Annotated in this window: 21 protein-coding genes; 8 read left to right on the top strand and 13 right to left on the bottom strand. The window is 69.6% G+C overall.

Annotated elements, in window-relative coordinates; all coding sequences use genetic code 11:
- Window positions 1-3: 3 nt before the first annotated feature.
- Window positions 4-1,641: a 2,3-epoxybenzoyl-CoA dihydrolase gene (boxC, locus tag F9C11_RS10375; protein WP_409184652.1), complete on the bottom strand. Its 1,638-nt coding sequence runs from the start codon at window positions 1,639-1,641 to the stop codon at window positions 4-6.
- Between the two features lie 32 nt (window positions 1,642-1,673).
- Window positions 1,674-2,111, bottom strand: a complete 438-nt coding sequence (locus F9C11_RS10370) for a hypothetical protein (protein WP_409184651.1) — start codon at window positions 2,109-2,111, stop codon at window positions 1,674-1,676.
- Window positions 2,112-2,202: 91 nt separating this feature from the next.
- On the opposite strand from F9C11_RS10370, the gene F9C11_RS10365 reads away from it, so the two are divergent.
- Window positions 2,203-3,060 carry an alpha/beta fold hydrolase gene (locus F9C11_RS10365; protein ID WP_409184650.1) on the top strand — a complete coding sequence of 286 codons (858 nt, stop codon included), beginning with the start codon at window positions 2,203-2,205 and terminating at the stop codon, window positions 3,058-3,060.
- Here the strand turns inward: F9C11_RS10365 and F9C11_RS10360 are convergent.
- Both F9C11_RS10360 and F9C11_RS10355 read right to left on the bottom strand, forming a co-directional pair.
- Complete coding sequence (locus F9C11_RS10360) at window positions 3,050-3,811, bottom strand: 2-keto-4-pentenoate hydratase (protein WP_409184649.1); 762 nt, start codon at window positions 3,809-3,811, stop codon at window positions 3,050-3,052. The two genes, F9C11_RS10365 and F9C11_RS10360, sit on opposite strands and share 11 nt — an antisense overlap.
- On the bottom strand, window positions 3,808-4,605 hold the full coding sequence (locus F9C11_RS10355) for a 2-keto-4-pentenoate hydratase (protein ID WP_409184648.1): 798 nt from the start codon (window positions 4,603-4,605) through the stop codon (window positions 3,808-3,810). The genes F9C11_RS10360 and F9C11_RS10355 overlap by 4 nt, the downstream gene beginning before the upstream one ends.
- A 152-nt stretch (window positions 4,606-4,757) precedes the next feature.
- Between F9C11_RS10355 and F9C11_RS10350 the strand changes: the two genes are divergently transcribed.
- The 3 genes from F9C11_RS10350 to F9C11_RS10340 are packed head-to-tail and all read left to right on the top strand — an operon-like array spanning window position 4,758 to window position 6,314.
- Window positions 4,758-5,261 carry a VOC family protein gene (locus F9C11_RS10350; RefSeq protein ID WP_409184647.1) on the top strand — a complete coding sequence of 168 codons (504 nt, stop codon included), beginning with the start codon at window positions 4,758-4,760 and terminating at the stop codon, window positions 5,259-5,261.
- 42 nt (window positions 5,262-5,303) lie between these two features.
- Complete coding sequence (locus F9C11_RS10345) at window positions 5,304-5,870, top strand: hypothetical protein (protein ID WP_409184646.1); 567 nt, start codon at window positions 5,304-5,306, stop codon at window positions 5,868-5,870.
- Between the two features lie 42 nt (window positions 5,871-5,912).
- Complete coding sequence (locus F9C11_RS10340; RefSeq protein WP_409184645.1) at window positions 5,913-6,314, top strand: CoA-binding protein; 402 nt, start codon at window positions 5,913-5,915, stop codon at window positions 6,312-6,314.
- Here F9C11_RS10340 and F9C11_RS10335 read toward each other — a convergent pair.
- The 5 genes from F9C11_RS10335 to F9C11_RS10315 all read right to left on the bottom strand — a co-directional run bounded on the left by F9C11_RS10335 (window position 6,303) and on the right by F9C11_RS10315 (window position 10,857).
- On the bottom strand, window positions 6,303-6,845 hold the full coding sequence (locus F9C11_RS10335; RefSeq protein WP_409184644.1) for a chloramphenicol phosphotransferase CPT family protein: 543 nt from the start codon (window positions 6,843-6,845) through the stop codon (window positions 6,303-6,305). The two genes, F9C11_RS10340 and F9C11_RS10335, sit on opposite strands and share 12 nt — an antisense overlap.
- Window positions 6,842-7,510 (bottom strand): response regulator transcription factor, encoded by a 669-nt coding sequence (locus F9C11_RS10330; protein WP_037354559.1) that lies wholly within the window; start codon window positions 7,508-7,510, stop codon window positions 6,842-6,844. Before F9C11_RS10330 ends, F9C11_RS10335 begins: the two co-directional genes overlap by 4 nt.
- A 2-nt stretch (window positions 7,511-7,512) precedes the next feature.
- Entirely contained in the window at window positions 7,513-8,850 is a 1,338-nt protein-coding gene (locus F9C11_RS10325; RefSeq protein ID WP_409184643.1) for an ATP-binding protein, read from the bottom strand.
- An 80-nt stretch (window positions 8,851-8,930) separates the two neighbouring features.
- Window positions 8,931-9,638, bottom strand: coding sequence for a type 1 glutamine amidotransferase (locus tag F9C11_RS10320; RefSeq protein ID WP_409184642.1), 708 nt, complete (start codon window positions 9,636-9,638; stop codon window positions 8,931-8,933).
- On the bottom strand, window positions 9,631-10,857 hold the full coding sequence (locus F9C11_RS10315) for a MurT ligase domain-containing protein (protein WP_409184641.1): 1,227 nt from the start codon (window positions 10,855-10,857) through the stop codon (window positions 9,631-9,633). The genes F9C11_RS10320 and F9C11_RS10315 overlap by 8 nt, the downstream gene beginning before the upstream one ends.
- 242 nt (window positions 10,858-11,099) lie before the next feature.
- Here F9C11_RS10315 and F9C11_RS10310 point away from each other — a divergent pair, with 242 nt between their 5' ends.
- Entirely contained in the window at window positions 11,100-11,879 is a 780-nt protein-coding gene (locus F9C11_RS10310) for an IclR family transcriptional regulator (RefSeq protein WP_081684630.1), read from the top strand.
- A gap of 299 nt (window positions 11,880-12,178) precedes the next feature.
- On the opposite strand, the gene F9C11_RS10305 is transcribed toward F9C11_RS10310, so the two are convergent.
- From F9C11_RS10305 to F9C11_RS10295, 3 genes are read right to left on the bottom strand one after another with little or no spacing between them, the layout of a single operon-like run.
- Entirely contained in the window at window positions 12,179-13,456 is a 1,278-nt protein-coding gene (locus tag F9C11_RS10305) for an RNA polymerase sigma factor (protein ID WP_409184640.1), read from the bottom strand.
- 54 nt (window positions 13,457-13,510) lie between these two features.
- Window positions 13,511-13,867, bottom strand: a complete 357-nt coding sequence (locus F9C11_RS10300) for a YciI family protein (protein ID WP_409184639.1) — start codon at window positions 13,865-13,867, stop codon at window positions 13,511-13,513.
- Complete coding sequence (locus F9C11_RS10295; protein WP_409184638.1) at window positions 13,867-14,292, bottom strand: YciI family protein; 426 nt, start codon at window positions 14,290-14,292, stop codon at window positions 13,867-13,869. The genes F9C11_RS10300 and F9C11_RS10295 overlap by 1 nt, the downstream gene beginning before the upstream one ends.
- A gap of 135 nt (window positions 14,293-14,427) precedes the next feature.
- Between F9C11_RS10295 and F9C11_RS10290 the strand changes: the two genes are divergently transcribed.
- Together F9C11_RS10290 and F9C11_RS10285 are read left to right on the top strand one after the other, a co-directional pair.
- Window positions 14,428-15,426, top strand: a complete 999-nt coding sequence (locus F9C11_RS10290) for a small ribosomal subunit Rsm22 family protein (RefSeq protein ID WP_409184637.1) — start codon at window positions 14,428-14,430, stop codon at window positions 15,424-15,426.
- 86 nt (window positions 15,427-15,512) lie between these two features.
- Window positions 15,513-16,271, top strand: coding sequence for a maleylpyruvate isomerase family mycothiol-dependent enzyme (locus F9C11_RS10285; RefSeq protein WP_409184636.1), 759 nt, complete (start codon window positions 15,513-15,515; stop codon window positions 16,269-16,271).
- A gap of 5 nt (window positions 16,272-16,276) precedes the next feature.
- Here F9C11_RS10285 and F9C11_RS10280 read toward each other — a convergent pair whose 3' ends face one another.
- Complete coding sequence (locus F9C11_RS10280; RefSeq protein WP_409184635.1) at window positions 16,277-17,548, bottom strand: cytochrome P450; 1,272 nt, start codon at window positions 17,546-17,548, stop codon at window positions 16,277-16,279.
- Between the two features lie 47 nt (window positions 17,549-17,595).
- On the opposite strand from F9C11_RS10280, the gene F9C11_RS10275 reads away from it, so the two are divergent.
- On the top strand, window positions 17,596-18,324 hold the full coding sequence (locus F9C11_RS10275) for an alpha/beta fold hydrolase (RefSeq protein ID WP_409184634.1): 729 nt from the start codon (window positions 17,596-17,598) through the stop codon (window positions 18,322-18,324).
- Window position 18,325: the final 1 nt, after the last annotated feature.

The following is an 18,325-nucleotide window of genomic DNA, read 5'->3' as shown; positions in this document are numbered from 1 at the left end:
GGTTCAGACCCGCTTCCTGTCGAAGACCGCCTTCTGCCCGGTGCCGTAACGACGCAGCGCGCCGTCGGGACCGGAGGCGTTCGGTCGGGTGAAGATCCAGTTCTGCCAGGCGGTCAGCCGCCCGAAGATCTTGGTTTCGATCGTTTCCGGGCCGACGAACCGGTGGTTCGCCTCCATCCCGGTGAGCGCGTCCGGCGACAGCGACGCCCGGCCTTCCAGCGCGATCCGGATCTCGTCCTCCCAGTCGAGGTCGTCCGGGGCGTCGGTGACCAGGCCGAGTTCGACGGCTTCGGCGGCGCTCAACCGGCGGTCGCGTTCGCGGGCCAGCCACGCCAGGTGGTCGTCGTCGCCGTAGAAGCGCGACTGGAGCCGGGACAGCCCGTTGCCCATCGGGAACACGCCGAAATTGGCTTCGGACAAGGTGATCGACGCGCGTTCCGGCGAATCCTCGTCGTCGATCGGCGGCCCGTCGAGCAGGTACTGCCGGTCCGCCGCGAAGGCCAGCTCGAGCAGGCTACCCGCGAAGCAGCTGCCCGGTTCGATCAGCGCGATCAGGGTGCGGCTGGTGACGTCCAGCCGCTTCAGCGTGCGTTTGTAGTAGTGCAGGATTTCGTTGCTCAGCCAGTCTTTTCCGCTGAGCACGACCTCCTCGTGCGCGAGCACCTGCTCCGGATCGCCCTCGGTGCGCAACACCCAGGTGCCGAGTTCCGGTTCGTTCGTGCGCAGCCGCAGGATCGCGTCGTCCAGTTCGCGGGTCAGCCGCAGCAGCCAGCCGTCGAGCTGAGGTTCGCCCTCCGGACCGAGCACGGTGAGCGTGACCAGGGAATTCGGCCGGTCGTACTCGACGCGAACGTGCCGGTACTCGATTCCGTCCTCGGTCACCGACGGCTCCAGCGGAGCCAGCTCGATCCCCTGCTCAGCGGGCAACCGGTCGGATTCCGCGGCCAGCTCGTACGCCCGCGACAGCACCTTCTCGCGGAATCCGACGCGCGGCACCAGCTCGTCCACCAGCCGCCAGTCGACCGCGGTCCGGCCCTTGACGCCGTCCGGCCGCGTCGCGAAGACGTCCGCGAGATCCCGCCGGACGCGCCGTTTGTCGACCACCCGAGTGAGCCCGCCGGTACCGGGCAGCACGCCGAGCAACGGCACCTCGGGCAACGCGACAGTGGACGAGTTGTCGTCGACCAGCAGGATCTTTTCGCAGGCCAGCGCGATTTCGTAGCCCCCGCCGGCACAGCTGCCGTTCACCGCCGCGAGGTAGATCTGGCCGGAGGAGGCGGTGGCGTCCTCGATGCCGTTGCGGGTCTCGTTGGTGAACTTGCAGAAGTTCACCTTCCACTCGTGCGACGACGCGGCGAGCATCCGGATGTTGGCCCCGGCGCAGAACACCTTGTCCTTGGCACTCGTCACGATCACCGCGCGCACCTGCGGATATTCGAACCGCAGCCGCTGCGTGGCGTCGTAGAACTCGATGTCGACGCCGAGGTCGTAGGAGTTGAGCTTCAGCTCGTAGCCGGGCACGAGGCCGCCGTGTTCGTCGACGTCCATCTCCAGCCAGGCGACCTCGCCGTCGACGGTCAGCCGCCAGTGCCGGTAAGTGTCCGGATGCCGCTCGAACGTGACAGGTGTGGTGGTGGTCACGTCCTCGATTGTCTACATCGTTTCAACTAACGTCAATGTTGTGTAGACATTTGCCTCGCGGCGCTCACCCGGTTGAGCCGCATCGCCGCCCAGCACACGAATACCCACAGCGCGAGCGACGCGAACGTGTCGGTGAAGATCGTCGCGAACCAGAACGCCGGGACCAGCGGCACGCCGACGAGGAAATGCGCCGCGCTCGCCAGCCCGGACAGCGAGTAGACCAGCAGAAACCCCAGCGAACGCCAGTACTGGCCGCGGACGTAGGCGCGATAGCCGAGCGCGCCGAACCCGGTGAAAACGACCCAGCTCACCGCGACCACGATCTGGGTGGCCAGCACGCTGATGCCGGGGACCTGCGGGTAGTCCGCCGCGCGCACGACGTTGTGGGTGTAGTGCAGAACCGTGCTGACCAGGGTGAACACCAGGATCGCCCGCAGCGGGCCGAGTCCCTTCTCGCGCAGAACGTCCATGCCGCTCGCCCCCTTGCGATTTGATAGATCGCTCTAGCGGGAGCGTACCCGGACGGCGGCGACCGGCCAAGCCGTGCGCGAAACTGGAGCCATGACCGAGCAGACCATCGAGGCCGACGGCATCACCCTGTGCCACGAATCGTTCGGCGATCCGTCCGCACCGCCGCTGCTGCTGGTCATGGGCCTGGCCGCGCCGATGATCTGGTGGGACGACGAGTTCTGCACCCAGCTCGCCGAGGCCGGTTTCCACGTGCACCGGTTCGACAACCGCGACGTCGGGCGCTCGCAGTGGTGGACCGGCCGGGCCAGCCTGCCGCTCGCGTACTTCCTGCGGTCCGCGCCGTATTCGCTCGGCGACCTGGCCGACGACGCGGGCAAACTGCTCGACGCGCTCGGCATCGAAAGCGCGCACGTCGTCGGCACCTCGATGGGCGGGATGATCGCGCAGGAATTCGCGATCCGGCAGCCGCGGCGCGTGCGGACGCTGACCTCGATCATGTCGACCACCGGCGCGCGGCACGTCGGCCTGCCCAGCCCGCGGGCCGCGCTCGCGATGCTGGCCCCGGGGCCGCGCACGCGCGAGGACTACGTGACGCAGCTGGTGCGCACGTCGAAGCTGATCGGCTCGCGCGAGTACCAGTTCGACGAGGACCATTTCCGCCAGCGCGCGGAACGCACGTACGACCGCGGCCTCAACCCGGCGGGCGTGTTCCGGCAGCTCGCCGCGATCCTGTCCTCGCGCGACCGGACCGCCGACCTGCGCCGGCTTTCCGTGCCGTCCCTGGTGATTCACGGGACGGCCGACCCGCTCGTGCACGTGTCCGGCGGCCGCGCGACGGCCCGCGCGCTGGGCGCCGACCTCGACCTCATCCCCGGCATGGGACACGACCTGCCGCGCGAAGTGTGGCCGCGCGTGATCGCCGGGATCAAACGGCTCGCTACCCGCTGATCGTCACCGAGCCCAGGTTCGAGAAGTGCGCCGCGACGCGGGAGCCGGGGCGCAGGTCGACGGCGTCGGTCATCCCGCCGGTCAGCACGAGCCAGCCCGGTTCCAGCGCCAATCCGCGTGCGGCCAGGGAATTCGCCGCCAGCGCCAACGCCTCGGCCGGATGCCCCTGCACGGCCGCACCGGTCGCGGTGTCGACGATCTGACCGTCCACTTCGAGCAGTGCGGCCTCGAGCGACAAGTCCAAAGAGGACGGTGGGCGGCCGACCGAGCCGAGCCCGAACAATGCCGACGAACCGTTGTCCGCGACGACGTCCGGCAACGTGAACCGGTAGTCGCGGTAGCGGCTGTCGATGATCTCGATTCCGCCGTACACCTGGGAAACCGCGGCGAGAGCGGTAGCCGCGGTGACGCCCGGACCAGCGAGCCGTTCGCCTAGCACGAACACCAGCTCCGGCTCCGCACGCGGGTGGATGAGCCGCGGCGTCGGTGCGCCGGCGGGCAGCACCATCGCGTCGGTCAGCCACGCGAGCAGGGGTTCTTCGACGCCCATCCGCTGCTGCTTCGCGCGCGACGTGAGCCCGAGCTTCACCCCGATCAGCGTCTCGCCGCGTTCCTGACGCAGCCGCAGGGCTTCATCCTGGATCGCGTACGCGGTGGCGAGATCGAGGTCCGGCCAGGTGTCGGTGAGCTGCGCGCTTTCTTCGGTCCGGTTGAGCAATTCCTGCGCTGCGGCAGTGATGTCGGCGGTCACTTGTCCTCCTCCGGCGCGAACACCGCGGTCACACTGCCCAGGCCGGCCATGGTCGCCACGACGGTGTCGCCGGGGCGGACGGTCTGCGCGGCGGTCATCGAACCGGGCAGGACGACGTGGCCGGGCTCCAGCGTCACGCCGAGCGGGCCGACCGTGTTGGCCAGCCACACCAGGGCGTTGATCGGCGAACCCAGCACCGCTCCGCCCGCGCCGGTGGCCGCGAGCTGACCGTTGACGTGCAGCGTGCACCCGGCGAGCCGCAGGTCGACGTCGCGCAGGCGGGTCGGGCTGCTGCCCAGGATGACGCCGCCGGACGACGCGTTGTCCGCGACGGTGTCGAAGATCGAGATTTTCCAGTCGCGGACGCGGGAATCGACGATCTCCAGCGACGGCAGCACGAAGTCGACCGCGCGGACGGCGTCGGCGACGGTCACGCCCGGACCGCGCAGCGGCGCGCCGAGCACGAACGCGATCTCCGGTTCGATGCGCGGCTGCAGGAACCGGGTCGTCGGAATCGGCTGGTGTTCGAGCAGGAACATCGAGCCGGTCAAGTGTCCGAAGTCGGGCTGGTCCACGCCCATCTGGCGCTGCATCGCCGCGGAGGCGAGGCCGACCTTGTGGCCGCGCACCACGTCGCCGGCGGCCACCCACGCGCGGACTTGCTCCTGCTGCACGCGGTAGGCGTCTTCGATGGTCGCGTCGGGGAAGGTCTTCACGAGCGGATCGATCGGCTCGTGGCGCTCGTACGCGCTCGTCAGCAGCGCGACGGCGTCCTGCAGCTCAGCGGGTTCCACGGGCCGAACTCTGCCTGACCGCGCCGCGTGCGCCAACCTGTCCGTTCCATTCAGCGGTACGAGCCATTTCTCTTGCGCGCTAATCTCTTGCGTGCGAGAGTTTGTCGGCGTACCGTATCTCGTGTTGGCTCCCAGAGAGGACGTGACCCGAGATGGCACCCACCGAGACCGAAGTCGCCCAGCTCGCGCAGACCCGCGACCGGTTGCGGGAGAAGCACCTGCGCCCCGCGGCGGAACGTCCGGCGACGGTCGGCCGCGGCATCCACCACACCGCGCTGCTGTCCAGCGACGTCGAGCGGACGATCACGTTTTACCAGGACATTCTCGGCTTCCCGCTCACCGAGCTGATCGAAAACCGCGACTACCCGGGGTCGAGCCACTTCTTCTTCGACGTCGGCAACGGCAACGCGGTCGCGTTCTTCGACCTGCCCGGCCTCGACCTCGGCCCGTACGCGGAGGTGCTCGGCGGCCTGCACCACCTGGCTCTGTCGCTCACCCCGGAAGCCTGGGCGGACGCGCGTGCCCGGCTCGACGCCGCCGGCGTGCGGTACCAGGAAGAAAGCGGCACGTCGATCTACTTCGCCGACCCGGACGGCGCCCGGATCGAGCTGATCGCGGACGACCTCGGCGAGATGTACGGCTCGAAGATCGGCTGACCCCCTGGACTCGGCGCGCCCCCGGGATCAGAGTGGGTGCTCATGAGCGACTGGGCGGCTTCGCGGCGGAAAGCACGGCTCGACCGGCGGGAAGCGATCGACGAACTGATCGCGCGGGTCCGCTACGAGGTGCGGTTGCACCTGGCGGAGCCGACCGCGATCAGCCGGTACGACGATCTCGCCGAGGTTTTCGCCCTCGGGCATGGCGAGTGTGCCGCACTGCTGGCTCATCGCCGGTTGCTGCCGTGGTGGGAGCGACGGTTGCTCACGCGATTCGCGCGTCGGCTGCATGGCCGCGCGATTGCGGACAGTGTCGCTGATGTGCCGGCGGGTGCGCCGGTCGCTGGTGCTTTTCGCGAGGAAATCGCCCGCCTTCTTCCGGACGCGGGCGACACTGGAGCCCGTTATGACCTGCAGGGACGCGGGTTGCTGACCGTCTTTCGGCTAGCGCTCGGCGCCCGCGGCGAAGCCTGGCCGGACCGGCCCGAAGTCGCGTCCACGGTTGCGCGCAATGTTCTGGTGTGCAGCTTCGCGTTCCTGCGGCGGTCGCCGTGGCACGTGCTGTGGCCGGTGTACCGCGTGCGTGGCCTGCGGTTGTGGCGGCTGTGACTTCGCGGAATCCTTGACTGGGTTGGGCTGTTGCATCTGAGTATGAAGCCTGAAGAGATCCTCGCCAGCGCGCGCACGATCGCTGTCGTCGGCTTGAGCCGCGACCCGGGCAAGGCCGCACACGGCGTGCCGGCTTCGCTGCAGGCGCACGGTTTCCGGATCATCCCAGTACACCCGTCGGCGACTGAACTGCTCGGGGAGAAGGTGTACCGGTCGCTGGAGGAGATTCCGGAGCCGGTGGATCTGGTCGACGTCTTCCGTCCAGCCGGGGAAGCGCCGGACATCGCGCGCTCCGCGGTGGCGATCGGGGCGAAGGCGTTGTGGCTGCAGCAGGGGATCGTGTCGGCGGAGGCGCGGCGGATCGCTTCCGAGGGCGGGTTGGAGTATGTCGAGGACCGGTGCACTGCCGTGGTGCGGGCGGTGGCGGGGATTTCACTGGCTTAATCGGCGGAAGGCTTGGGAGCGCCCGGGTTTTGCGAGGAAATCCGCGATGAGTTGTGCGCATTCCCGGGGACTGTGCACTAACGTGTCGCATTCGAGGTCATAATCGCCATGGGCGTGCACAACTGGGTATTGGCGTTCCGCTAGCCCGGCGGGACGATCGCCTCGCTCCTGCTCGCGCCGTCGCAACTCTGGCAGCGGGCAGTGCACGCCTACGAACGTAACTTCCTGCTCCGCTAGCACTTCCAGGCAGTCGGCGAGCCAATGCGGCCGAAGCACGTGGTCGGCGATCACGCCGTTGCCCGCCGCCGCGAGTCCGGCCAGCATTCGGTGGTAGCCGCGCACAGTCCGGTCGAAAACCTCGTCGAACTCACGCGTGCCGAATTCAGGCGTCTGGGTCCGCGAGCGCATGCTGTTGACCGCGTCCCGCGATAGAGAGAAATACGGGCCCGGCAGCAACTCCAGCAGTTCCGCCGCGATACTCGACTTGCCAGAGCTGGACGTGCCATTGAGCAAAACGATATGTCCGCTCATCCCACGAGCCGATACCCTACCCCGCGCACCGTCTCGATCGTCCGCGTTCCAAACGGCGCGTCGATCTTCCGCCGCAAATACCCGACATAAACCTCGACCACGTTCTCGTCCCCCTCGTAATGCGCGTCCCACACGTGGCCAAGAATCTCGTTCTTCGTCAACGCCGCCCCCTGCCGTCGCAGCAGAAACTCCAGCAAGCCGAATTCTCGGGCAGTTAGCTCGATCCGCGTCTCGCCCCGGTGGACAGTGCGTGCGGCCGGGTCAAGCCGGAGGTCGCCAGCGGTCAGCACGGCCGGTCGAGCCGGTGCGCCACGGCGAAGCAACGCCCGCAGCCGAGCCAGCAAAACGACAAACGAGAACGGTTTCGACAAGTAGTCATCGGCGCCGAGATCGAATGCGTCCGCCTCGTCGTATTCGCCGTCCTTCGCCGTGAGCATCAGCACCGGCGTCCAATTCTCCGCCGCCCGCAAGCGTTTCAGCACTTCATAGCCGGAAAGCTCGGGCAGCATGATGTCGAGCACCACGGCGTCGTAATCGTGCTCCATCGCCGACCAGAGCCCGTCCCGGCCGGTGTGCGCCACGTTCACCGTGAATCCCTCGGCGACCAGGCCGCGGCGAAGGGTTTCGGCGAACTCCAGCTCGTCCTCCACGATCAGCAACCGCATGCTCAGTCCTCCTCGATCCGGGGCAGTTCGATGCTCGGCAGTTCGATCACGAAATGCGCGCCCGGATAGCTCGGGTCGGCCACGTCGACGTACCGCGCGCGGCCGCCGTGCCGGGCCGCGATGCCGGCCACGATCGACAGGCCCAGTCCGGTGCCGCCGCGCCGCCGTGACGCGTCCAGCCGCACAAACCGCTCGAACACCCGCTCCCGGTCGTCCTCGGCGACGCCCGGGCCGTCGTCGCTCACCTCCACCACGACCATCTCATCTCGCACCGAACTCGCAATCCGGATCCGCTCGCGCGCGTGCCCGCACGCGTTGTCGACGAGGTTGCGTACGGCGCGACGCAGCTGCGCCTCACTGCCACGCACCTTCGCCGGTCCCGCGCGCACTTCGATCTCGACAGCCGCTTCGCCGCGTACGCGTTCAGCTTCGGCGCGAACGATGTCGTCCAGATCGACTTCAGTGCTCGCGGGCCGGTCGGTGGCGTCGTCGGTGCGTGCGAGCATCAGGAGGTCATCGACCAGCTCTCGCAGACGCGCGGTCTCGCGAGTAATCACCGGCACCAATTCGTCGGTTGTTTCCGGGTGCTGGTTCGAAACGTCGAGCGCGGTGCTGATGGTCGACAGCGGTGAGCGCAATTCGTGACTCGCGTCGGCAACGAAGCGGCGTTGCGCGGCCTGCGCGGACCCGAGCCGTTCGAGCATTTCGTTGAGCGTGACAGCGAGCCGGTGCACCTCGTCGCCGCCAGGCGGCAGCGGTACGCGCAACGCGAGGTCTCGCGTCGAGATTTCGGCGACAGTGCGCCGCATTCGCTCGACTGGACGCAGCGCGGAGCCGACAGAGCGGTACACCGCGAAGCCAGCGATACCGAGCAGCGGCAGCGAAATCAGCCCTAACAACAGCGTAAGCCGGGCAGAAGCCTCAGTGACCGGTTCAAGCGACCGTGCGGAGATGACGGTGAACGGTCCGCCTGGCCCGTTGACGCCTTCCGAGACCAAGCGGTACTCGCTGCCGTCGCCGTCTAAGCCGAGCGGCAGCGTCTCGACGGTCTCCTGGCCCGGAGCCGGGCGCGCGGTGGTGATAGCCGGACGGCCGACGATCGCCGGGTCGCTGGCGATAGGCGTGCTTCGCGGCCCGAGGACCTGCGTCACGGCTTCAGTGTCACCGGTACTCGCGACGTCGCTCGGTGACAGGTCTCGCGCGCCCGCGCGCACGAGTTGAACGGCAACCTGCCGCGCGGTGCTGCGCGCGCTCTCGGTGACGCTTCGGTCGAGTGACTGCTGCAGCAACAGCACCACGACGACGCACGCGGTCGCGATGGCCAGCGCGAGCGCGAGCACGGCAACCCCGGTTGTCCGCATCCGGACGCCTGCGGCAGCGAGAATTCTCACGCACGCAGCGTAACGAGCAGCGAGGGACGTCATCGGGCGCGGCGCGCGGCCAGCCGTTCCGAGCGCAGCGTCTCGACCTCAGGCAGGTCCAGCGGCTTCAGCGCATGGCCGAGCACCCACGACAACAGCAGGTCGGCCAGGTCGGGATTGCGGGCCAGCGCCGGGCCGTGCAGGTAGGTGCCGACAACGTGCTCGGTGACCGCGCCCTCGGTGCCGTCGCCGTTGCCAGTGCCCCGCACGACGCGACCCAGCGGTGCGCTGCCCGGCCCGAGCACGCTCGCGCCCTGGTGGTTTTCGAAGCCGGTCAACGGGGCCTGGAGCAGGTTCGGTTCGACGATCAACTCGGCCACCGCGCGCTGCGGGGCCGGCTCGGTGACGAGATCGAGCAGCCCCAGCCCGGCGTGTTCGATGCCGTCGACGCCGCGGAAACGCGTGCCGAGGATCTGCAGGCCGGCGCACACGCCGAACACCGGACGTCCGGCCGCTGCCGCGCTTCGCAGGCCTTTCGCGTTGCGCAGGAAGTCCGCGGCCAGCACCTGCGCCATGTCCTCGCCGCCGCCGAGCAGGTAGAGGTCCAAAGTGGACGGTACCTCGGAGTCCAGCGAAACGGGCACCACCTCGGCGTCGTACCCACGCCACTGCAAGCGTTTGCAGAGCACCTGCGCGTTGCCGGAATCGCCGTACGTCCCCAGCACCTCCGGCAGCAAAAGGCCGATGCCGACGGTCGAATCAGACATCGGGCAACCGGTCCACCAGGTCGCGGAAGGCGGTGTAGTTCGCGACGAGTTCGACCCCGCCCGGCGGCAGCGTGTCGATCGCGCTGACCGGGTCCGGGGCCGACCAGTGCGGCACCTCGGCGTAGCAAAGCCGCACCGCGAGATCCGCGGACCGCTCGCCGGCGACGACGACCTGACGGCCGCGCAACCGCTCGAAGTGCACGTCCCAGAGCCACGACAGGTCACGGCCGTCCGCCTCGTGCGCGTTGACCGCGACGACGACCGGGGTGTCCTCGTCGAGCACGCGCAACGTTTCGGCCCAGCCAGCCGGATTCTTCGCAAGCATGAGCCGCACGGAATGCCGCGTGCGGCGAATCGTGCGGTAGCGCCCGCCGATGTCGGTGATCGTGCGCAGCCGGGCCGCGGCGGTATGCGGCGGCACGCCCACGCAGTGCGCGGCGGCGAGTGCGAGCGCGGCGTTCGCCCGGTTGGCCTCGCCCGGCAACCGCAGGTCGAGGTCGACTTGCCGGCCGCCGGGCGTGTGGACCAGGTCGCCGTCGAGGGTCCAAGTCGGCTCCGGGCGAGCGAAGGCGCACACCGCGCACCGCCATTCGCGATCGGTGTGCGTGATCGCTCCGCCGCAGCGCGGGCAGGACACGGAATCACCCGACCAGCGCCGTCCAGTGCCGACCCACACCGGGCGCGCCGCCGCCGCGGCCGCCGACGCGACCAGTACGTCGTCGCAGTTCGCGACCACGACGGTGCGCGGCAGCTCGGCGAACGCGGCGCGGAGATCGCGCTCCATCATCCGGACCTCGCCGACGCGATCGAGCTGGTCGCGGCTGAGGTTCAGCAGCACGAGAGCCGCGGGCTGCACCTGCTCGGCCACCCACGGAACGTAGGTCTCGTCCACTTCCAGTACCGCGTACGGCGCGTCCGGGCGGGCCGCGAGCGCGGCCACCAAACCGTCGGGCATGTTCGCGCCGTCGCCGTTGTGCGCGACCTCGGCGAGCGCTTCGAGCGCGCGGGTGAGCATCAGCGACGTGGTGGTCTTGCCGTTCGTGCCGGTGACCATCACGACCGTGCGCTCGCGGCCGAGCCGGCGCAACGCCTTGGGGTCGAGCCGCAGCGTGACGCGGCCGCCGATCACCCCGCCGCGGCCCAGCCGGGCGGTACGGGAAAACCACGCGGTCAGCCGCCCGGCGGCGACCGACGCCCGGGTGCGCAGACGTGTGGACATCACCCAAACCGTGCGGCACAAGCGCTGTGATTTTCCTGAGAGGGTGATTCGAGTCTCCGTTACCCTTTGTAAGCAGTCTTACCGATCGGAGGTTGAACCATTCGGCGCAACCTTGACCTTGCAGAATGACCGAGATCGGTCAAGATCTTCCGTCCATACATCGGAGGTGTTAGCGTCCAACCCCGCTTGATGGCACCACGCACCGGTGACCGGGAACGCAGAGCGACAGGCGGAGGGCGAACGTGGACGCAGCAGCACGCGGGCTGGACCAAAGCGGCACCCTGGAGCGCGGGCTGGCGGTGCTCGAACACGTCGGGCAGCACCAGGAAATCTCCACGAACGCGCTCGCCCGGCAACTGGGTCTGTCGCGCAGCGCCGCCTACCGGATCGTCGGCACCCTGAAGCGGCTGGAGTACCTCGAGGCGGACACCGTCACCGGACGCGTGCGGCTCGGCACCCGGCTGGTCGAACTGGGCGCCCGCGCGATGGCGGCGACCGATCTGCACCGCTGCGCCCCGCGGTATCTCACGGCGCTGGCCGAACGCTCCGGCGAGACGACATACCTCGCGGTGCCGGACAACGACGCGATGGTCTACGTCGCGACCGAACGCAGCGCCAGCGCGGTCACCCTCTCCTGCCGTCTCGGCACTCGGCGGCCACAGCACGCGACGTCGCTGGGGAAGGCCTGGCTGGCCGCGTTGCCCGAGGCCGATCGGGTGGAGCGAGTGCGCCGGATGAAGCTGGACAGCCTCACGCTCAAGACCATCAACGATCCGGTCCGGCTGCTGGACGAGCTGGCGCGCACCCGGCGTCGCGGATGGGCCGTGGACGACCTGGAGAACGAGCCGGACGTCGGCTGTGTCGCGGCGGCTGTGCGGGACCACTCGGGGCGTCCGATCGCGGCGATCAGCGTTGCGGGACCAGCGCCGCGGGTGATGCGCCGGGCAGACGAACTGGGCGCGACGGTGGCGGGGACGGCGGCCGCGTTGTCGATGCGGCTGGGGTACGTCCGAAACCGCTGATGTCTTTCGCTGGTTCGGGTTGAGCGGCCTACTTTCGCCGGGCTCCGGTCAATCCGCGGAGGTCGGCCGCGGCGCGGCGATCAGCGTTGCCGGACCATCGCCTCCGAAACCGCTGAGCCTTTCACCGGATCGGGTCGGGCAGCCGGTTTTCCGGCCTCCGACCAGGGAAAACAGGTTATCCACAGGCGTGTCGACTTGTGGACAACCCTGGGGATGGCGGCCTGCGGGCGCGGGAATTGTCGGACCGCTGGTGGACCGTTGCGGGCATGTCGATCACTCCCGCACCGCACGGTGCCCAGCTACTTCGTTCCCGCTTCCAGCTTGCTGCACGACTCGGCCCGCTCCAGCAGCAGCGCGCGCTCTCGTTCGTTGCCGGTCATCTTCGCCGCGCGCTCGAATTCGGCCCGCGCCTCGTCCCGGCGGCCCAGTTTGTACAGAAAGTCGCCGCGCACGCTCGGCAGCAGGTGGTAGTTCTTCAGCGCGGGCTCAGTCAGCAATTTGTCCACCAGCACGAGCCCGGCTTCCGGCCCCTCGGCCATCGAGACCGCGACGGCCCGGTTCAGCTCGATCACCGGAGACGGCGTGAGCTGCGCCAGACCCGTGTACAGCGCGGCGATCCGGGCCCAATCGGTGTCTTCCGGCGTCACCGCCACCGCGTGGCAGGCGGCGATCGCGGCCTGCGCGGAATACGGCCCGTAGGTGCCGTCCGCGAGCCGTTCGGACCGGGCCAGCGCGGTGAGGCCGCGCTGGATCAGCAGGCGGTCCCAGCGGCTGCGGTCCTGGTCCAGCAGCAGCACCGGTTCGCCGTTCGGGCCGGTGCGCGCCGCCGAGCGCGACGCCTGGATTTCCATCAGCGCCACCAGGCCGTGCACCTCCGGTTCGCCGGGCATCAGTCCGGCCAGCACCCGGCCGAGCCGCAGCGCGTCCTCGCACAGCGCGGGCCGCATCCAGTCGTCGCCGCGCGTGGCGGAGTAGCCCTCGTTGAAGATCAGGTAGATCACTTCGAGCACGGCGGGCACTCGCGCCACCCGCTCGTCGCCGACCGGCGTTTCGAACGGCACCTTGGCCTCGGCGAGCGTCTTTTTCGCCCGCACGATGCGTTGCGCGACAGTGGATTCCTTCACCAGGAACGCGCGGGCGATCTCGTCGGTGCTGAGCCCGCCGAGCATGCGCAGCGTGAGCGCCACCCGCGCCTGGGTGGACAGCACCGGATGGCACGCGGTGAACACCAACCGCAGCAGGTCGTCCTCGATCTGCTCGTCGTCGAGCACCGCGTCGAAATCGGGCAGCACGCCCTCGCCGAGCTGTTCGGCCTCCCGGCCGATCTCGTCCAGCTTGCGGCCGAGGGTTTCGTTGCGCCGGAACAGGTCGATGGCCCGGCGCTTCGCGATCGTCATCAGCCAGGCGCCCGGGTTGCGCGGCACCCCGGTCTCCGGCCACTGCTCGAGCGCGGCGACCAGCGCGTCCTGCGCCAGCTCCTCGGCCAGGCCCACGTCGCGGGTCATCCGCGCGAGCCCGGCGATCACCCGCGCCGACTCGATCCGCCAAACGGCCTCTACCGCACTTCGCGTGTCCACCGGCCCATCAGACCGGCCCGGCCCGCCCGAGGCAACCCTCGGGCGGGCGCGGCGTCACAGCTCGCCGGCCATCGGACGGATCTCGACGGTGCCCGCCTGCCGGTCCGGATTGGGGGCGCGCTTCATCAGCTCGACGATTTCGGCGAGCGACTCCCCCTCCAGGATCCACACGCCGGCGACGAGTTCCTTGGTCTCGGCGAACGGGCCGTCGACCACGCTCGGCTCCGCCTCCCCGTCGAACCAGAGCAGCCGGGCGCCTTCCGAGCTGGGCGTCAGCCCGGCGGCCTGCACGAGGTGCCCGGACGCGGCGAGTTCCTCGTTGAACCGGCCCATCTGCTCGAGCAATTCGGCACTCGGCGCGGCTCCCGCTTCGGATTCCTCACTGGCTTTCACCAGCACCATGAACCGCATCAGTTCTGCGCGGCCTGCTCGCGCAGCTTCTCTTCGGCCTCCCGCAGTTCCGGGGTGAGGTTGTCGCCGAAGTCGTCGGCCTCGAAGATCCGCCGGATCTCGATCTCGTGGTGCGCGCCGTCGGTGTTGGGCACGCGCTTGATCCACTCCACGGCTTCCTCGAGCGAGCGGACCTGGAGGATCCAGAACCCGGCGATCAGCTCCTTGGTCTCGGCGAACGGACCGTCGACCACGCTCGGCTCGCTGTCCCCGCAGAACTTCACGCGAGCGCCTTCGGAGCTGGGCGCCAGGCCCTCGCCCGCGAGCATGACGCCGGCCCGCACGAGTTCCTCGTTGAACTTGCCCATCTCGGCGAGCATCTCGGTGCTGGGCAGCTGGCCCGCTTCGCTCTCTTCGCTGGCCTTCATGATCACCATGAATCGCATCTTCGGTTCCCCTTCGGTCTCGGCTTGCTTCCACCACTGCGTCGAACGGGCCGCGGCCGGATCGACAAGGTCCGCGAACTTTTTTTCTGGACGCGAAACTAGCAGGTCAGGCGGGCCTCGGAGGACGAAACGGGCATGGGAGAATCAGTGCCCGTGGCAGTACTCCCCGAATCTCTCCGCGCCGCGCTCGACGACGAGCTGGCCCGGTTCCCCGAATCCCGGCTCGCACAGGCCGTGGACCGGCTCAGCAAGCGCTATCGGCAAGGCGACTCGGCGACGTCGCCGATCCTCTCGTCGGAGCTGGATGTCGCCGCATACGCCGGGTACCGGATGCCAGCGACGTACGCGGCGGTCAGCGCCGTGCTGGACGAGGTGGCTGCCGCCGCGCCCGGGTTCGCCCCGAAGACGCACGTCGACGTCGGCGGCGGCACCGGAGCGGCAGTGTGGGCCGCGGCCGACGTATGGCCGTCGCTGGAGAAGTGCACTGTCCTGGAGCAGGTGGCGGCCGCGCTGGCGCTGGGGCGCAAGCTGGCGGCGAACGCAGACGAACCAGCCGTCCGCGCCACGGTCTGGCAGCGCGGGCTGGTCAATTCCGCCTCGGCCGCGCCGGAGGCCGACCTGGTCACGCTGTCGTACGTCCTCGGCGAGCTTCCCGAACGCGGTCGCGCCGACGTCGTCCGATGGCTCGCTGCCAAAGCCGGCACCGTCGTGCTCATCGAACCCGGAACGCCGGCGGGATTCGAGCGGATTCGCGAGGCCCGCGAAGTCCTGCGCGAAATGGGGCGCAGCGTGGTGGCGCCGTGCCCGCACGACGACGCCTGCCCGATCAAGCCGGGAGAGGACTGGTGCCACTTCTCCGCCCGGCTGCCCCGAAGCGGGGTGCACCGGCGGATCAAGTCCGGCACTCTGGGATTCGAGGACGAGAAGTTCTCGTACGTGGCGGCCACGTCGGCACCGGTCGACCGTCCGCCGGCCCGGATCATCCGGCATCCGCGCAAGCACAAGGGGTTCGTGCAACTCGACCTCTGCACGGTCGACGGGCTCGCGCCCGGGACCGTCGTGTCGAAGCGGCACGGCGTGCGGTACCGCGCCGCCCGCGACGCGGAATGGGGAGACGCCTGGAGCGTGGAGTAGCCGGGTTTCCCCGGCTGGGGTGTCTGGATGGCGGGGCCGGCTCCGACTTCCTGGTGTCAGCGGCTCTGAACCGGAGAGGACACCCCATGGACTTCCACGAGCGTTGCGCCGAGATCGTCCGGCAGACGGAACTGCTCGCCGCGGCCGTCGAGGGCGCGGACCGGACGGTGCGGGTCACCGCGTGCCCGGAATGGACTCTCGGACAGCTGCTCGAGCACGTCAGCACCGGGCACCGGTGGGCGGAGGAAACCGTCCGCACGCGGGCCGATCACTGGCTGCCGGACGACGCGCTCCGGAATCCGGTGGACACCCCGAGGCCGGCGTCGTGGCTCGTGGACGGCGCGAAGGCGTTGGTGGCGACGCTGCGCGAAGCGGGTCCAGACGCCGAGGTCTTCACGCCAGTCCCGAACGGACCGCCGCGAGCAGCGTTCTACGCGCGCCGGTTCATGAACGAGACACTGATCCACCGCGCGGACGCGACGCTGGCCGCGGGCGGAGACTTCACGGTCGCGCCGGAGGTCGCGCACGACGCGATGGAGGAATGGCTGGAACTCGGGTCGCTGCCGCAGTTGCTGGAATACGTCCCCGAACGCCGCGGACTGCTCGGCCCGGACCGCACGATCCACCTCGCGCCGACCGACCACGCCGCTTCTTGGACGGTCGACCTCACCGGCGATCAGCTGGCCTGGCATCCCGGCCCGCCGGCGAACGCGGCGGTCACCGCGGCCGCGCCGCTGGGCGATCTGCTGCTGATGGTCTACGGCAGGCTGTCGTCGGAGATCGCGCACCGCGCGGGCGACACGGAGTACCTGGACCGCTGGCTCTCGCTCGTCGGCTTCGGCTGAGCCGGTCAGTCCCAGCGGATCGGGAGGCTCTTGATCCCGTTCTGGAAGTTCGACCGCAGCCGGCGGGGTTCGCCCGCGAGCCGGACCTCGCCGAGCTGGTCGAACACCGCCGCGAACAACGCCCGCATCTGCATCCGCGCGAGGTGCGCACCGAGGCAGAAATGCGGTCCGTGGCCGAACGTCAGGTGCTCGGTCGGCGCACGCGTCACGTCGAACACGTCCGGGTCGGGAAACACCGTCTCGTCGCGATTGGCCGAGGAGAACCACACCACGACCTTGTCGCCGGCCTTGATGTCCACATCGGACAGCCGAGTGTCCTGTGTCGCGGTGCGGCGGAAGTGCATCACCGGCGTGTGCCAGCGCAGCATCTCTTCCACCGCGCCGGGAAGCAGGCTTCGGTCGTCGAGCAGTGTGCGGTACTGCTCGGGATGCGCCAGCAACGCGGCCATTCCGCCGGGCAGACCGTTGCGCAGAGTTTCGTTGCCCGCTACGGAAAACAGCCAGAAAAGGTTCTCGAACTCCGCGATCGACACGCGGCCGCCGTCGTCGTCCACGTACCGCATCAGGTTGCTCATCACGTCGTCGCCAGGGTGCGCGCGTTTGTGCTCGCCAAGCGCGTGCGCGTAGGCATAGAGGTCCGGCATTCCGGCGCGGCTGCGCGGATCCGGCATCTGGCCGTCCGGACCGGGTTCCGGGCGCACGGCCAGCGCGGCACGGGCGAGGTCGGTGACGTCGTCGGCATTGACGGTCGCGCTCACCGCGTATTCGGCGTCCTGGAAGCCGATCACGCGGTTGCTCCAGTCGAACATCAGGCGGCGGTCCCGCTCCGGCACGCCGAACACCTCGGCGAGCGTGAGCAAGGGCAGATCGGCGGCGATGTCCTTGGCGAAATCGCATTCGCCGCGATCGGCCACCGCCGCGACGAGATCCCGTGCCCAGCCTTCGATCCGTTCGGCGATCCGGCCGACCGCGCGCGGCGTGAACGCCTTCGTGAGCAGCCCGCGCAGCCTGCCGTGCTCGGGCGGGTCCATGTTGAGCATCATCCGGCGCACGTAGCGCAGGTCCTCGGGGGTGGCCGGGTCGCGGATCTGCGTGCCGCCGAGCTGCGACGAAAACACCGCCGGGGTGCGGAGCACGTGCCGGACGTCGGAGTGGCGCAGCACCGCCCAGAAGTCGCCGATCCGCGTCACCGGCGTTTCCCGGCGCAGGCGGGCAAGCAGGTCGTAAGGCACGCCCGTGACGTAGGTGTCCGGGTCGGCGATGACAGCACTCGACACGTTCCGACCCTAGCCCCGAGACCGCCGCCTGCGGAAAGATCCGTCCGGTGGAAAAGCTGAAGCTGCGCGTCACCGGACAAGGCGAGCCGCCGGTCCTGCTCCTGCACGGGCTCGGTGCCACCGGCGCGGTCTGGGACGGCCTCGCCGGCCTGCTCGACCGGCGGCTGCTCGCGCCCGACCTGCCTGGCCACGGCGGCTCGTCCCGGCTGCCCGAGTACACGTTCGAGGCGCTCGCGGCCGCGGTCGCCGAGGCACTGGACGAGCGCGGCCCGGTCGTCGTACTCGGCCATTCGCTCGGCGGTGTCGTCGCGCTGGAGCTGGCGAGCGGCCGCTACGGGCTCGACGTCAGCAGCGTGCTGGCGGTGGGCATCAAAGTGGAATGGAGCGAAGACGACCTGGCCCACGCCGCCGCGATGGCCGCCCGTCCGCCACGACTGTTCGACACCCGAGAGGAGGCCGAAACCGCCTACCTGAAGATCGCCGGGCTGACCGGCCTGGCTCCGGCAGACCCGGACGGCGTCATCGAAACCTCCGATGGCTGGCGGCTGACTCTGGACCCGCCCGCCTTCGGTGTCGGCCGCCCGGACCTGGCGGGCCTGCTGTCGGCGGCGCGCTGCCCGGTGGTGCTCGCCGCCGGCGAGAACGATCCGATGTGCCGTCCCGAGCAGCTGCGTGCCCTTGTTCCCGACGCAGTGGTCCTGTCCGGGCTCGGGCACAACGCGCACGTCGAGGATCCGGCCGCGGTCGCGGCGCTGCTCACCCCGCGAGGCGACTGAG

Origin of the sequence: Amycolatopsis sp. VS8301801F10, assembly GCF_046195355.1 — a bacterium.
In the GTDB taxonomy this organism is placed as follows: domain Bacteria; phylum Actinomycetota; class Actinomycetes; order Mycobacteriales; family Pseudonocardiaceae; genus Amycolatopsis.
This window is presented reverse-complemented; position numbering and strand designations above follow the sequence as displayed.

What these genes read in the sequence shown, in the direction of transcription:
- F9C11_RS10315 (WP_409184641.1), bottom strand. Translation starts at nt 10,857, where the DNA reads ATGTCCACACGTCTGCGCACCCGGGCGTCGGTCGCCGCCGGGCGGCTG.
- F9C11_RS10320 (WP_409184642.1), bottom strand. Translation starts at nt 9,638, where the DNA reads ATGTCTGATTCGACCGTCGGCATCGGCCTTTTGCTGCCGGAGGTGCTG.
- F9C11_RS10335 (WP_409184644.1), bottom strand. Translation starts at nt 6,845, where the DNA reads ATGAGCGGACATATCGTTTTGCTCAATGGCACGTCCAGCTCTGGCAAG.
- F9C11_RS10285 (WP_409184636.1), top strand. Translation starts at nt 15,513, where the DNA reads ATGGACTTCCACGAGCGTTGCGCCGAGATCGTCCGGCAGACGGAACTG.
- F9C11_RS10330 (WP_037354559.1), bottom strand. Translation starts at nt 7,510, where the DNA reads ATGCGGTTGCTGATCGTGGAGGACGAGCTGGAGTTCGCCGAAACCCTT.
- F9C11_RS10370 (WP_409184651.1), bottom strand. Translation starts at nt 2,111, where the DNA reads ATGGACGTTCTGCGCGAGAAGGGACTCGGCCCGCTGCGGGCGATCCTG.
- F9C11_RS10290 (WP_409184637.1), top strand. Translation starts at nt 14,428, where the DNA reads ATGGGAGAATCAGTGCCCGTGGCAGTACTCCCCGAATCTCTCCGCGCC.
- F9C11_RS10300 (WP_409184639.1), bottom strand. Translation starts at nt 13,867, where the DNA reads ATGCGGTTCATGGTGCTGGTGAAAGCCAGTGAGGAATCCGAAGCGGGA.
- F9C11_RS10340 (WP_409184645.1), top strand. Translation starts at nt 5,913, where the DNA reads ATGAAGCCTGAAGAGATCCTCGCCAGCGCGCGCACGATCGCTGTCGTC.
- F9C11_RS10350 (WP_409184647.1), top strand. Translation starts at nt 4,758, where the DNA reads ATGGCACCCACCGAGACCGAAGTCGCCCAGCTCGCGCAGACCCGCGAC.
- F9C11_RS10295 (WP_409184638.1), bottom strand. Translation starts at nt 14,292, where the DNA reads ATGCGATTCATGGTGATCATGAAGGCCAGCGAAGAGAGCGAAGCGGGC.
- F9C11_RS10365 (WP_409184650.1), top strand. Translation starts at nt 2,203, where the DNA reads ATGACCGAGCAGACCATCGAGGCCGACGGCATCACCCTGTGCCACGAA.
- F9C11_RS10345 (WP_409184646.1), top strand. Translation starts at nt 5,304, where the DNA reads ATGAGCGACTGGGCGGCTTCGCGGCGGAAAGCACGGCTCGACCGGCGG.